We start from the raw sequence: 14,031 nt of genomic DNA on the forward strand, positions 1-14,031 counted from the left end.
ACCATGACCAAGGACGTCATCGCCCTCACCGCCAAGATGCCTGACACCACTGCCCTGATGGTGGCCCTGACGGCGGGCGGCGCGGACCTCGGCGCCCAGACCGCCGGGGACGGCGCCGTGATCCAGCTGCTCGGCGCGGGCGGCAGGCCGCTGGTATCCGTCGAGGCCCCGGTGCTCGTCCAGGTCTCCGGCGAGGTGGAACGCCTCCTCGGGACGCCCTCGCCCACCCCCGTCTGGTGGACGGAGACCCGCGCCTCCACTGCCGTGCCCGAGGCGGGCCCCCTCGCCGGGGCCGTCGCCGGACGCCTCGCCGAGGTCCTCGGCGGCACGGTCTGGCCCGAAGGTGCCGGGCACGTCGCGGTGGTGCCGGTGGGCTCCGAGGCCTCGGCGGCACCTGCGCCCGTCGGGGCGCTGCCCACCGTGGACGTGGTTACCGAGTCCACCGCGGTGGTGCTCGCGGACCGGCCGGTGGTCGGGCTGACGGCCTGGCTGTCGGACGTCCTTAGGACCACCGCCGGCTTCGGAGCGGCCCTGCACATCGTCACCCCGGGCAACTGCCGGCTCAGCCTGCCGCTGCGCACCGCGCTGGCCGGGGCCCCGAACCGATGGGTGGTCCAGGATCCGGAGTGCGGCTACTACGACGGCCTGTCGGGTGCGGTGCTCAGCTGGCAGGACGGCACCTTCGCCCCGGCCCGCGACGAGGCGGGCCGACCGCGACTCGCCACCGCGTTCCGTCGGGGCGAGCCGTCGGGGGAGCGCCTGCTGACGCTGCAATTCCGCACGGAGCGCCGGGCCGAGGAGGAACTGCTGGTCGGGCGTTCGCTGGAGGCCGCCTGGCGCACCCTGACCGGGGGGCCGCCCGCGGGCTGGGGCACCGCCGAGCCGGTGAACCTGCCGTGGTCGCCGCGCCAGCTCACCGACCTGGCCCGGGGGCGGGCGCCGGAGCCGACGCTGGTCACCGCCGTCGGAACGCCGGAGCAGCCCGCGCTGGCCACCGTACGCGTGACCCGCACGGCCACCGGGGTCGAAGAGGACATCACCCTGTCCCTGGGGTACGGACCCTCCGAGGAGGTGCCGCTCGACGCGCTCGCGAGCCTGGCGGAGGAACTCGTCGCCGGGCACGGTCTGGTCAGCATGCTGGCCTCCGTCGGGCCGGGACGGCGGGACCTGAGTCTGAGCCCGAGGGTGGCCGCGCCCGCGGTGCCGGTGTCCTTCACCCTCGGCGGGGCCGGTGTCGCCGAGGCGACGCTTACGCAGGCGCGACGGCCCCCACTGGCGATGAAGCCCGTCCAGGTGGGCCCGCAGCGCAGACCCGGACTGCACTACCCGCTGGGCGACGGCGCGGACCCGGCGGCCTGGGAGTCCCTGTCGACGCTGCTGACGCACCTGCGCACAGCGGTCCCGCCGCTTCCGTAGGCCCTCGGCCGGTTGCGGCACGTCATCCAGGCCCTCCGCCTGGCCCGCGCTGGCGGGGGGCGTCGCGCCGGCCGGATCCCCCGGCCGGCTCGGCCGCCACCGCGGGCGACGTCACGGGCCGGACGCCACCGGAGAGACGGAAGCCTTCGGGGCCGCCGGTGCACGACAACTCCGGACGGGCTCGTCTTCGATCCCGGTGGTAGCGCCCTCGGCACGAAACGGAGGCACCGGACTCCCTGGTAGCCTCCGGCCGGACAATCGAACGATCCATGTCCTCAGAGCCGTTGTGAAAGGCGGACGGCGCACTGCCTCATCCTGAGGCGATCGTCAGAGAACCATCCGTGCCATGGCTCGTCCAGCCGGTGCCACGCGGCTGGCTGGCCCTCCTCGGGAGTCAACGGCGTCCGCCGGTCGAGGAATGCCACATAGGAAAGCCCCAGGGTGTCCGACCCGGCGGGACGGTAGGACCGCACAGTGGCAGCCGCTGGGGTGTCAAGCAGTTCCACCTGCACCCCGGTCTCTTCGAACAGTTCACGACGCGCGGCCTCGCGCGGTGTCTCCCCGGGATCAACTTTGCCGCCGGGCGGCACCCAGCCTCGCCAGCGGTGCTTCACCAGGAGAATGTGCGTCATATTGCTGTCGAACACCCACACCTCGGTGGCAAGCGGTCCCCTCAGCGCCGCATCGGGCTGCAGCAGCCACTCCGCCGCACCACCGCGTTCATCCAGGGCGCGCCGTGCATCGCGGATCCCGGCTTCCAAGGTCCGGGGCTCCACCCCATGGTTCGTCACCTGCCAGAGGGTACGGCCGGCATCTGACAGCGGGCCCAGCCACACACGTGCGGAAGGTTGGTATGCCGGTGACGGGCGGAGGCTCAGGGGCGTCCCCATGGGTTCCGTTGTCGACCGAGGGTCCGTGGAGTGGAGAGCGAGTCCGAGGTTTTCGGGTACTCCGGCTCGCCGGGGGGACAGGAACTACTGTCGCGAGAATGGTCGAACACGATTCCCTCAGCGCCACCCGCGAGGCGTACGACGACGCCGCCCCCACCTATGCGCGGCTGTTCCGCGACACCCTGCGTGACAGTCCCCTGGACCGTGCGATCTTGGGTGCCTTCGCCGAACTCGTACGTGAGAGTGGAGACGGCCAGGTCGCGGACCTTGGGTGTGGGCCTGGCCACGTCACTGCCTATCTGGATGAACTTGGGCTGGCGGTGGTGGGCCTTGATGCCTCTCCCGCGATGATCGGATTGGCTCGGCAAGCTCATCCGGGCCTGCGCTTCGACGTGGGCTCGATGGCCGCGTTGGAGATCGCTGACGGTGCGCTGGACGGCGTGCTCTCACGGTGGTCCATCATCCACACTCCGCCGTCGGAACTCCCCGCCGTGTTGGCGGAGTTCCACCGTGTGCTGGCACCAGGTGGCCACCTTCTGGTCGGCTTCTCGGCAACCGATGACCCGAATCAGCCGACGCAGGTCTTCGATCATGCCGTCGCCCCGGCCTATCGGTGGTCGCCCGACCGCCTCGCCGCGGTGCTGAGCGAGTTCGGGTTGGCCGAGGTGGCCCGGATGGTCCGGGAGCCACAGCCCACCGACAGGCGGCAGTTCCAGGAGGTTCAGCTGCTCGCCCGTAAAGGCCGTGCAGGGGCGGTCTGATCGGAAACGCGGACGCTCCGACGTGCCGTAGGGGAACTCGTCCGGCGGCCGGCCCCGGACGACCTCAGTCGGATCCTGACTAACCAGAACAACTCTGGACCATCTCCGATGGTCCCAGCCGGCCCGGTCGCCCCCAGTCGGCATGCCGTCGCCCCGATCGACCGCGCGGTGCGCGGACCCGGAGTTCGTGCGTGACGCGGAGAGAGTGTGAACGTGTGGTGATCGGCCGTTGATCGACCGTAGAGCCGTGCCGTGGACCATCGGCGCCAGGGGGAACACGGCTCGACGGACACCACCGCGCGCCGCCGCCCGGGCGTGTCGTACGGCAGCTCGCCCCCGGTCCCCGGTAGTTGGCCAACGCACGGAAGGTGGACGAGGCATGGACGGTGTGCAGCCGCTGCGGTCGGTGGCGGGCTTCGGAGAGCTGCTCAGGATCCGGCGCGAACGGGTCGGCCTGACCCAGCAGGTGCTCGCCGATCACGCGACCCTGAGCGTCCGGGCGATCCGGGACATGGAGAGCGGGCGGGTGCAGCGTCCGCGGCAGGAGACGGTCCGGCTGCTGGCTGACGCACTGCGGCTGGAAGGGCGCACCCGTTCGGACTTCGAGGCGGCCGCACGGCGGCACGTGCTCGCGGGGGAGCTGCGCGACGTGCCGACCGCGCCGCCGGTCGCCCGGGGCGCGATCGTCGGCAGGGAGCTGGAGGTCGAGGTTTTGGTCGACGCTCTCGCCGTGCACGGCGACCGCCTGGTCACGGTGGCCGGGCTGGGCGGGGTCGGCAAGACGCGGCTGGTCCTGGAGGTCGCGCGACGGCTGCACCTCGCGTCCGGCTGGTCGGTGCACTGGATCGACTGCGCCAGGCAGACGGTCGCGGGACCCGAACGCCGTGCAGACCTCGTCCGGGCGATCGGGGAGCGGCCCACCCTGCTGGTTCTGGACGGTGCCGACGCCGGCGTGGACACCGCCCTGCTGGACGAGCAGTTCCAACGCTGCCCCGGCCTGCGGGTGCTGATCACCGCTCGAGTCCCGCAGCCGCTGCCCGGCGGCCAGGTGATCCCGCTCGCGCCGCTGCCCACTCCCGGGCCGGAACTCGACCACGACCCGGTGGCGCTGGCCGAGGTGGGCGCCGTCCGGCTGCTGCTCTCGCACCTGCGCCGGCTGCGCCCGGGTTACCGGCCGGAGCCCGAGGAGGCTCCCGCCGTCGCCGAGCTGAGCCGCCAACTCGACGGTCTGCCCTCGGCACTGGAACTGGTGGCCGGCTGGTCGACGGTGATGTCCCCACGCCAGCTCGTGGTGAGACTGGCCGACGGGCCGTTCCACCTGCCGCCGCCGGCCGGGTACGGCGGCAGGGCGGACGTGGCCGCGGCGTTGGAGTCGGCGCTTGACCGGCTGACGCTCGACCAGCGGGACCTGCTGGAGCGTCTCGCGGCCGAACCGGGGGACTGGTCGGGCGAGGACGCCGTCGAACTGAGCGGCCGACCACCACAGGAGTGCCTGGCGGCGGTGCACGAGCTGCTCGCGAGCGGACTGATCCGCAGTCTCCCGGCCCGCGACGGCGTCCGGTTCACCGTGCTGAACCTGTGCCGGCGCCTGTGCGGGGCAGGCGCGTACCCGCAGTTGGCGACGGCGAGCTGAGCACCGTCCGACGGCTCAGGCCTGGGCAGATACTGCCCGCATCCTGCCGGACGAGCTGCCGGTCCTGCGCCCGGAACGTCCCTAGCGTGTCGTCCACGGCCGGGCGAGCCGGACACCCGGAGGCCCCGTCGCCCGGAGACCCGGAGCCACCACTCCCGGGGATTCCCCACCACCTATCGACACAGAGGGTTCGCGCCGTGGAGCAGCATGCCGTGGAGATGCACGGAAAGGCCGAGCCGGCCGGTTTGGACGTCGTCGTGACGACCATGGCCTCGGACTCGCACACCTGGAACCTGGTCTTCCTCCAGCTTCTGCTGGAGGAGCTCGGTCACCGGGTCACCAACCTGGGCGCGTGCGTACCGGACGAGCTGCTGGTCGCGGAGTGCCGCAGGATCGAGCCGGACCTGATCGTGCTGAGCAGCGTCAACGGGCACGGATTCCACGACGGACTACGGGTGATCGCCGCGCTGCGCGCCTGTCCCGCGCTGGCCCGCACGGCGACGGTGATCGGCGGGAAGCTCGGGATAGCGGGCTCCGGAGACCCGGCCCGTCAGCAGGCGCTCCTGACGGCGGGCTTCGACGGGGTCTTCGAGGAGGGTGGCTCGGTGCTGGACTTCCGGTCCTTCGTCGGCTCGCTGCCCGCCGGCTCCGGGGCGTCGTCCGCAGGGTCGGGGGCGCTGCTGTGAGCGATTCCCGGGGCGGTGCGAGCGACGCCCTCGTCGCACGTGCGGCCGCGCCAGGCCTCCCCGTGTCCGGTTTCGGCTCCTTCGTCGCCCGGGCCGGTGCTACGGGTGCCCTGGTGGTCCAGCCCAGGATGGGAATGGCCGATCCGTTGCGGATGCGCGACGGCCTGCGCGCCACCAGGGAAGCGGACGCCGTCACCGTCGGCACCATCACGCTCGACAGTTATACGCGCACCGGCGACCTCGAGGCTGCCCGGCGCGCGCTCTCCGAAGGGGTCGGTTTGAACGGCTACCCGATCGCCACCCACCCCGCGGACACCACTCGCGAGGTTCTGCGGGGTGTCGCTGACGCGGGTTTTCCGGTGCAGGTCCGGCACGGTTCGGCGAGGCCGGAGCACATCGTCCGCGCGCTGCTGGGGGCCGGTCTGGACGCCACCGAGGGCGGCCCCGTCTCGTACTGTCTGCCGTACAGCAGGACGCCGCTGCGAGAGGCGGTCGACAGCTGGCGGCGCAGCTGCGAACTGCTGGCCACGACCGCCGAGTTCGGCGCCGAGCCGCACGTGGAGACGTTCGGCGGCTGCCTGATGGGGCAGCTCTGTCCGCCGAGCCTGCTGGTTGCCGTCAGTGTGCTGGAGGCGTTGTTCTTCCGGCAGCACGGGCTGCGCGGCATCTCGCTCAGCTACGCCCAGCAGGCGGATCGGCGCCAGGACGAGGAGGCCCTCACCGTGCTCGGGCGGCTGGCCGGCGAACTGCTGCCGGACGTCGACCACCACGTCGTCCTCTACGCCTACATGGGCGTCTTCCCCCGCTCGCCCGGCGGTGCCCGGATGCTGGTGGAGGACGCGGCCCGGCTTGCGGTGCGGGCCGGAGCCGCCCGGCTGATCGTCAAGACCACCGCCGAGGCGCACCGGATCCCGACCGTGGGCGAGAACGTCCGGGCGCTGGAGACGGCAGCAGCGGCCGCCGCCGACGAACGTGCCCGCACACCCCTGGTCGCCGCTCGGATCCCGTCCGTCGAGGACACCGGTGTCGAGGCGGAAGCGCGGGCACTGATCGGCGCCGTGTTGGAGCTGGACGCGGACATCGGCCGAGCACTGGTCCGAGCCTTCGCCGCCGGCTACCTCGATGTCCCGTACTGTCTGCACCCCGACAACGCCGGCCGGGCCCGCAGCTCGCTCGCCCCCGACGGTCGGCTGCACTGGTCGAGCGTCGGTTCGATGCCGATCGCCGGCCTGTCGGACGGCGGCCCGCGTCCGCCCATCCTCGGCTCGTCCGAGCTGCTCGCGGCGCTTTCCCACGTCCAACGGACCTATGACGTCCGAGCCGCCGGACGGCCGTCGGCCGTCGGCGCCGCACCGGCACTCCCTGCACGCCCCTAACGCCCCGCACGACGTCCACACCACGACGAGAGTTGGGACCCACAACACCATGACCACCGATGGGCTCACGGCCCGCGCACCGATCCCGGACCCCGGCCGGCACTTGACCGCGCCGGTCACCCGCAGCGCGTTGCGGATCCAGCACCGGCTCCTCTCGGCGGCCCGCGCGTTCCTGTGTGACCGGGGTTTCACCGAGTTGCTCCCGCCGATCATCGGCCCGGTCACCGATCCCGGCTCGCGCGGGTCCAAGCAGGTCGACGTCGACTTCTACGGCCACCGCTACAAGCTCATGACGAGCGCCATCCTCTACAAGCAAGCTTCGCTGCTGGCCTTCGACAAGATCTTCTGCATCGCCCCCAACGTCCGGTTGGAGCCCCTGGAGACCGCCGGCACCAGTCGTCACCTCGCCGAGTTCCACCAGCTCGACGTGGAGGTGGCGGGTGCCACCAGGGACGACGTGGTGCGACTGGTCGAGGAACTGGTGGTGCACATGGTCGACGACGCGATCCGCGAGCTGCCCGAGGAATTCGCCCGACTCGGCCGGGACGTCGACGTGTTCGCCGAGCTGCTGAAGGGCTCCTTCGGCCGGCTGCGGCACGCCGAAGCGGTCGCAGAACTCCAGGGAGTCGGCCACCCGCAGAGTCCTGACGCCGAAATCGACTGGACCGGTGAGGCGTTGCTCTCGGCGCGGCGGGACCGCCCCTTCTTCGTCACCGACTACCCGAAGGGCTCGCGCGGCTTCTACGACCGGGAGAGCTCCGAGCACAGCGGCCTGCTGCGGAACTTCGACCTGATCGCGGCGGAGGGCTGCGGCGAGCTGTGCAGCGGCAGCCAGCGCACCAACGACTACGCGGAGATCGTCACCCGGATGCGGGAGACGGGTGAGAACCCGCAGAAGTACCGCTGGTACCTGGACCTGGTCCGTGAGGGCGTGCCCGGTAGCGCCGGCTTCGGCATCGGCGTCGAGCGGCTCACCCGCTACGTCGCCGGACTGGACGCCGTCTGGCAGGCGAGCCCCTTCCCGAAGGTGGCGGGGGTGGTGTCGCCGTGAGCGACCTCTCGGCGCCCGGTTTCCCGGAGGAGGAGGTCCGCCAGCGGGCCCGGGCCGGCGTGGCCGCGGCCTTCCCGCCGCCGGGCGAGTACGGGCGGGTCCTGTTCGGTGCGGATCACCGGGGCGATCACCCGGACGGTGGGCTGGACCCGCTCGACGCGCTGCGGATCACTCCGCCGGTCTTCGTGCCGCGGCGACTCGCCCGGCTGATCGATCTGGGCCGCGAGCCGGATTACCGGGACGTCGAGTTGACCACCGGTATCGGCGGCTTCACCTCCTCCCTGCCGGTGTACGTGTCCGCGCTCGGCTCCACCCGCGCGGCCGGAGGCGACCTCGGGCTCGCGCTCAGCAGGCAGGCGGGCGGGCTCGGCATCCCGATGGTGATCGGCGAGAACGTCGTCCCGGTGAACGGTTACGGTCGGCTCGGCGAGGCGGCGGACCGGGCGCTCCTCGGTCGTCTCCGCGCCTACGTCGAGGACCTGCCGGACGGGCGGGGCGGGGTCGCCGTCCAGCAGTCCACCGAGGACGCCGATGCTGAGGTGTGGAACCTGGTCTACAGCGACCCCGCGGCGCTGCCGCTGCTCGAATCCGGACGCCTGGCCTTCGAGTTGAAGCTCGGGCAAGGCGCAAAGCCGGGCCTCGGCGGGATGACCGTGCTGGACGCCGCTGCCGCTGCCCGGCTCGGCGACCGCTACGGCCTCGACGACGTCTTCGGCGACGGTCGGGTGCTCCGCTCCAGCACTCCCGGCACGTTCACGGCGGAGATCCTGCGCCAGCAGGTCCGGCTGATGCGCAACAACTTCCCCCGGGCCCGGGTCTGGGTGAAGCTGCACCCGGGCCGGGACGTGGCCGAGGCCGCCCGGGTGGCGGTCGAGGCGGGGGCGGACGCCGTCACGGTGGACGGCGCTGAGGGCGGCACCGGCTGGACGCCGGGCGCCTTCCCGGCCCAGGTCGGATTGCCGCTGGCGGAGTGCCTGCGCCGGCTGGCGGCCTCCGGGCCGCCGCCCTGCCTGCTCGTGTCCGGACGGATCTGGGAGGGCGGCCGAACGGTGAAGAGCCTGGCGCTCGGCGCCCGCGCGGTGGGTCTGGGCAGGGCGGCCCTGCTCGCCGTCGCCGAAGACCCGCAGGCCGGGCTGGTCCGGTTCTCGGAGTGCCTCGCGCTCGAACTCCGACTGCTGATCAGTGCGCTCGGAAAATACACTCCGCGCGACCTGGACCGGGACGATGTATGGTCACCGGAATTCACCAGAATTCCTGTCGCCAGATAGTCGAAGCGTTCTTTTAGCAGCCCGGCGAGGCGCCTGTGCGTGTCTCGACGGGCTGTTTCGTTTGTGGTGATGTGCATTCCTCAAGCGGCAGTTGAAACTGCCGATGGTCTTCCGATAATTCTGCCGATCGTCCCGGAAGGGCCGTTCTATCGTCGAGGCCACTACCCGCAGCATTGTTAATTCATCGGGGTTGGATGATGGAATCTCGCGGTTTCCCGTTCGTATCAGTCGCACGCCGGTTCCCGGATCGCCCGGCCCTACGGCTCGGTTCCCGGACCGTCTCCTACCGGGAGCTGGACGAGCTGAGCGGCGCCCTGGCCGCCCGTATCGCACCCGGGCGGACGGTGGCCGTCACCGGCCGGGACCGGCTCGATCACGTGGTCGGCCTGCTCGCCGCCATCCGAGCCGGCGCCACCTACCTGGCGCTGGACCGGGAGGCACCCGAGGAGCGCAACCGGTGGATCCGTGCGGACGCCGGCGCCGTGCTCGCCTACACGGACGGCGAACTCGTCGAGGCGGCCAACGGGCAGGACCTCGACGGACCCGCGATCGTGCCGGACCGGCAGAGCCGTGCGTCCACCGCGGGCTACCTCATCTACACCTCCGGCACCACCGGTCACCCCAAGGGTGTGCACGTCCCCTTCCCCGCGCTGAGTGACCACCTGGCAGCCGCCGTCGAACGCTTCGGTCTCACCGAGGACGACGTGGTGCTGCACTTCGCCCGCCCGACCGTGGATGTGGCTGTCGAACAGGTACTCACCGCACTCTCGGTCGGCGCCTGCATCGTCGTTCCCGAGCGCCAACTGCTCGCCCCCGCGGCGCTGCTGGAGCTGCTGGACGTCGAGGCCGTCACCGTGGCCAACCTTGCCGCCGGCTACTTCCAGGAGGTGGTGGCGGCGCTGCGCGAGGGCTGCCGCCCCCCGAGCACCCTCCGTCTGATGATCTCCGGCAGCGACCGGCTCTACCCGGACGCCGCCACCGGATGGTGGGCCGCCACCGGCGTGCCGCTGCTCAACGCCTACGGGCCGACCGAAACCGTCGTGACCGCCACCGTCCACGAGTTGGCGGGACCGGTGGCCGGAGCGGGAGACACGGTCCCGATCGGCCGCCCGCTCGGCGACCGCCACGCGTACGTGCTGGACGACCGGCTGCGTCCGGTGGAGCCCGGAACAACGGGCGAGCTGTACCTCGGCGGCCCGCTGCTGGCCTCCGGCTACCACGGCAGCCCGGGCCTCACGGCCGGCCGGTTCGTCGCGGACCCCTTCGCGGCTGAGCCAGGTGCCCGGATGTACCGCACGGGTGACCTGGTCCGACGACCTCGGGGGCATGACGCGCTGGAGTTCGTCGGCCGTGCGGACCACCAGGTGAAGATCCGCGGCTACCGGGTCGAGCCCGGTGAGATCGAGCAGATGCTGGTCAGCCACCCGGGCGTCACCGGAGCGGTCGTGGTGGCACGTGAGGGCAGGCTCGCCGCCTACCTGACGGGATCCGCCCCCGACATCGCCGAGCTGCGCGCCCACCTGGCCGAGCGGCTCCCCGAGCACATGGTCCCGGCGACCGTCACCCCGCTGGCAGCCTTCCCGTTGACCACCGGCGGCAAGGTGGACCGGGCGGCGCTGCCCGAGCCCCGATCCGCGCCCGCGGCACCGTCCGCCGTCCGCCGTCCGCCGCGCACGCCCGCCGAGCAGCTGATCGCCGCCGTCTGGGCGGACGTACTCGGGGTGCCCGACGTCGGAGCCGACGACAACTTCTTCCACCTGGGCGGGGATTCGCTCACCGCCGTGCGCGTGGTCGGCCGGGTCTTCGACGTGTTCGGCATGATCTCGCCCTACACCATCTTCGACGCGCCCTCCCTCGCCGAGTTCGCCGCCGCGGTCACCGCCGCCTCGGACGGCGGCGAGCGCCCGGAGCTGACCCGGACAGGTGCCACCGAAGCGCCGCTCGCCGCCTTCCAACGCGGGCTCTGGTTCTTGGACCAGTGGAATCCGGGAGCGCCGACCTACATCGTGCCCTGGGTGTTCCGCTTCGCCGGGCCGGTCGACCCGGAGTTGCTCCGCCGGGCCCTGACCGGCGTCGTCGACCGGCACGAGGCACTGCGCACCACCTTCGAGCTGGGCGAGGACGGCCCCCGACAGGTGGTCCACTCCACCGTGGAGCTGCCGTTCACCGTGAAGGAGACCACGCCCGCCGCCCTGGACGAATTGATCGCCGAGGCGGCGCTGGTGCCCTTCGACCTGGAGACCGGCCCGCTCGTCCGCGCCCACCTCTACCGCACCGGCGGGACGTCCACCTTGCTGCTGCTCTGCCACCACATCGTCTGGGACGAGGGCTCGCTCCCCGTCCTGGAAGCCGAACTGGCGGCCTTGTACGAGTCCCTGGCCACGGGACGTCCCGCAGACCTTCCCGCGCTCCCCGTCCAGTACGCCGACTACAGCAGCTGGCAGCACCGGGACGGCACGGCCGATCGGCAACTCGGCTACTGGCGCGAGCACCTGCGCGAGGCGCCCACCGATCCCGTTCTCCCCACCGACCGACCACGTCCCGAACTCCAGTCCTTCCGGGGAGCGTTCCACCGGTTCGCGATGCCCCGCCCGGTCGCCGAGGCCGTGCGGGCCCTCGCCCGCAGCGAGGACGCGACGCCGTTCATGGTGTTGCTGGCCGGGCTCGCACTCACCCTGCACCGGCGCACCGGCCAGCGCGATCTGGTACTCGGCTCCCCGGTGAGCGTCCGTGGGCGGGCCGAACTCGACGCGCTGATCGGCTACTTCGTCAACCTGCTGCCGCTGCGCGTCCGGCTCGACGAGGGGATGGGCTTCCGCGAGTTGGTGCGGCAGGTTCGTGAGGTGGCGATCGAAGGCTACCGTCATCAGGAGGCGCCGTTCGACGCCATCGCGGGCGCCGTCATGGAAGAGCGTCCCGAGGACCGCACCGAGGACCGCAATCCGCTCTGCCAGGTACTGCTGGAACTGCATCCGCTGGACACCCGCCCGTTGACCGTCGGTGGCATCGAGGTCACCCGAGAGCTGCACTCCAACCCGGTCTCCCGCTTCGACCTGTCGATCTCCGTGGACGACCGGGGGACCGACTTCACCGGTCGCTTCGAGTACGACTCCGAGCTGTTCGATCCCGCCACCATGGCCGAGCTGTGCGAGGCGTGGCTCGGCACTCTCGCCGCGGCCGTCGAGGCGCCCGTGCACGCGCTGTTCGAGGACCGGGCGGCCCGGGACCCCCACGCCCTCGCCCTGGTCTGCGCCGAGGACCGACTCGACTACGGCACCCTGAACGAGCGTGCCAACCGCCTCGCCCACCACCTCGGCGGCCTGGGCATCGGCCGTGGCGACACCGTTGCGGTCCTGGTCGAGCGCGGACCGGATCTGGTGGTCGCCCTGCTCGCCGCCCTGAAAGCCGGCGCCGCCTACACCCTGCTCGACCCGGACTTCCCTGCCGAGCGGATGGCCGGCGCGGTGGCCGACAGCGGAGCCGCCCTGCTGGTCACCCACCGCAACGCGACCCCGGCGTTCCCGGTCGCCCGCCACCTCGACCTGGATGCCGCGGCTGTCGCCGTCGCCGCACGGGACGGCCACGACCCGGGCCTTCCGGTCACCGGGGCCGATCTCGCCTGCGTGATGTTCACCTCTGGTTCCACCGGCCGCCCGAAGGGAGTGGCCGTCCCGCACCGTGCCCTCACCACCACCTACCTCGGCCAGGACTACGCCCGCTTCGGGCCCGACGAGGTCTGGCTCCAGTGCTCCCCGGTCTCCTGGGACGCCTTCGCCCTGGAGCTGTACGGCGCGCTGGCCTTCGGCGGGACGTGCGTGCTCCAGCCCGGGCAACGGCCCGACCCGCAGGCCGTCGCCGAACTCACCCCCCGCCACGGGGTCACCCAACTCCAGCTCTCGGCCAGCCTGTTCAACTTCCTCCTGGAGGAGTTCCCGGAGACCTACCGCGACCTCAGGGTGGCTTTCACCGCCGGTGAGCGCGCTTCCGTCACCCATGTCGGCAAAGCGCTCGCACAGTACCCGGACCTGGTCGTCGCCAACGGCTACGGTCCGGTCGAGAGTCTCGGACTCACCACCTGCCACCGTGCCACCCGGGACGACGCCGCCGGTCCCTCGATCCCGATCGGCAGCCCGCTGCACGGCAAGGCGGTCCACGTCCTCGACGAGCGACTTCGTCCCGTCCAGGACGGCACCACCGGCGAGTTCTACGCGGCGGGCGGCGGGCTGGCCCTCGGATACGTCGGTCGGCCCGGGTTGACCGCCGAGCGGTTCGTCGCCTCCCCGTTCGGCGCGCCCGGCGAGCGGCTCTACCGCACCGGTGACCTCGGCCACCGGACGGCGGAGGGAGTGCTGGAGATCACCGGCCGGATCGACGACCAGGTGAAGATCCGCGGCTTCCGTGTCGAACCCGGGGAGATCGAGGACGCTCTCACCCGCCACTCGTCCGTGGGGGAGGCGGCGGTCGCCGTCCATGAGCCCGCCCAGGGGGACCGCCGGCTCGCTGCGTACGTCACCGCCGCCTCCGGAGTGCCGGCACCCGACCCGGAGGAGCTGCTCCACCACCTGGCCGGGCTGCTGCCCGAGCACCTGGTGCCCGCCACGATCGACGTGCTGGACGCACTGCCGCTCAACCCCAACGGCAAGGTCGACCGCCGGGACCTGCCCGCCCCGGCCCAACGCCCCGCGGTCACCCCGGTCGACCCACTGACCCCGGACCAGCGGCTGGTCGCCGACGCCGTCCGTGCCGTCCTGAGGCTCGCCGATGACCTCGGACCGGACGCCGACTTCTTCCGGATCGGCGGCAATTCGCTGGCTGCGGTCCGGGTCGCCATGCGGCTCTCCCAGCAGACCGGCACCCGGGTTCCGCCGCAGGTCGTCTTCCGCGGCCGGACGGTCGGGGTCATCGCCGAACGGCTGGCCTCGTGACGACACGGCACCTCGACCGCCCCAC

General features: G+C 72.3%; 9 protein-coding genes. 8 read left to right on the top strand and 1 reads right to left on the bottom strand.

Annotated features, from left to right (window positions below; all coding sequences use genetic code 11):
• The first annotated feature begins 3 nt into the window (after positions 1-3).
• A complete protein-coding gene (locus ACFXOM_RS20710) occupies positions 4-1,416 on the top strand; it encodes a DUF6177 family protein (protein ID WP_384948669.1) in 1,413 nt (470 codons plus the stop codon).
• A gap of 275 nt (positions 1,417-1,691) precedes the next feature.
• Here ACFXOM_RS20710 and ACFXOM_RS20715 read toward each other — a convergent pair whose 3' ends face one another.
• Entirely contained in the window at positions 1,692-2,207 is a 516-nt protein-coding gene (locus ACFXOM_RS20715) for an NUDIX hydrolase (protein ID WP_385038696.1), read from the bottom strand.
• Positions 2,208-2,404: 197 nt separating this feature from the next.
• Between ACFXOM_RS20715 and ACFXOM_RS20720 the strand changes: the two genes are divergently transcribed.
• From ACFXOM_RS20720 to ACFXOM_RS20750, 7 genes are all read left to right on the top strand, one after another.
• Positions 2,405-3,067, top strand: a complete 663-nt coding sequence (locus ACFXOM_RS20720) for a class I SAM-dependent methyltransferase (protein ID WP_385038698.1) — start codon at positions 2,405-2,407, stop codon at positions 3,065-3,067.
• A gap of 379 nt (positions 3,068-3,446) precedes the next feature.
• The gene (locus tag ACFXOM_RS20725; protein ID WP_384930409.1) at positions 3,447-4,700 is read left to right on the top strand and encodes a helix-turn-helix domain-containing protein; all 1,254 of its coding nucleotides are present in this window, start codon (positions 3,447-3,449) and stop codon (positions 4,698-4,700) included.
• A 218-nt stretch (positions 4,701-4,918) separates the two neighbouring features.
• Positions 4,919-5,386, top strand: coding sequence for a cobalamin B12-binding domain-containing protein (locus ACFXOM_RS20730; RefSeq protein WP_384930948.1), 468 nt, complete (start codon positions 4,919-4,921; stop codon positions 5,384-5,386).
• A gap of 62 nt (positions 5,387-5,448) precedes the next feature.
• Positions 5,449-6,762, top strand: a complete 1,314-nt coding sequence (locus ACFXOM_RS20735) for a methylaspartate mutase (RefSeq protein WP_384930946.1) — start codon at positions 5,449-5,451, stop codon at positions 6,760-6,762.
• A gap of 49 nt (positions 6,763-6,811) precedes the next feature.
• Positions 6,812-7,813, top strand: a complete 1,002-nt coding sequence (locus ACFXOM_RS20740; protein WP_384930406.1) for an asparagine synthetase A — start codon at positions 6,812-6,814, stop codon at positions 7,811-7,813.
• The gene (locus ACFXOM_RS20745) at positions 7,810-9,081 is read left to right on the top strand and encodes a glutamate synthase-related protein (protein WP_384930403.1); all 1,272 of its coding nucleotides are present in this window, start codon (positions 7,810-7,812) and stop codon (positions 9,079-9,081) included. Before ACFXOM_RS20740 ends, ACFXOM_RS20745 begins: the two co-directional genes overlap by 4 nt.
• A 197-nt stretch (positions 9,082-9,278) precedes the next feature.
• Positions 9,279-14,006, top strand: a complete 4,728-nt coding sequence (locus tag ACFXOM_RS20750) for an amino acid adenylation domain-containing protein (protein WP_385038701.1) — start codon at positions 9,279-9,281, stop codon at positions 14,004-14,006.
• Positions 14,007-14,031: the final 25 nt, after the last annotated feature.

It is taken from the genome of Streptomyces sp. NPDC059169 (assembly GCF_042755225.1).
GTDB lineage: Bacteria > Actinomycetota > Actinomycetes > Streptomycetales > Streptomycetaceae > Streptomyces.

Excerpts from the sequence above, each read along its gene's own strand:
- ACFXOM_RS20710 (WP_384948669.1), top strand. The coding sequence starts at position 4 with ATGACCAAGGACGTCATCGCCCTCACCGCCAAGATGCCTGACACCACT.
- ACFXOM_RS20720 (WP_385038698.1), top strand. The coding sequence starts at position 2,405 with ATGGTCGAACACGATTCCCTCAGCGCCACCCGCGAGGCGTACGACGAC.
- ACFXOM_RS20725 (WP_384930409.1), top strand. The coding sequence starts at position 3,447 with ATGGACGGTGTGCAGCCGCTGCGGTCGGTGGCGGGCTTCGGAGAGCTG.
- ACFXOM_RS20730 (WP_384930948.1), top strand. The coding sequence starts at position 4,919 with ATGCACGGAAAGGCCGAGCCGGCCGGTTTGGACGTCGTCGTGACGACC.
- ACFXOM_RS20740 (WP_384930406.1), top strand. The coding sequence starts at position 6,812 with ATGACCACCGATGGGCTCACGGCCCGCGCACCGATCCCGGACCCCGGC.
- ACFXOM_RS20750 (WP_385038701.1), top strand. The coding sequence starts at position 9,279 with ATGGAATCTCGCGGTTTCCCGTTCGTATCAGTCGCACGCCGGTTCCCG.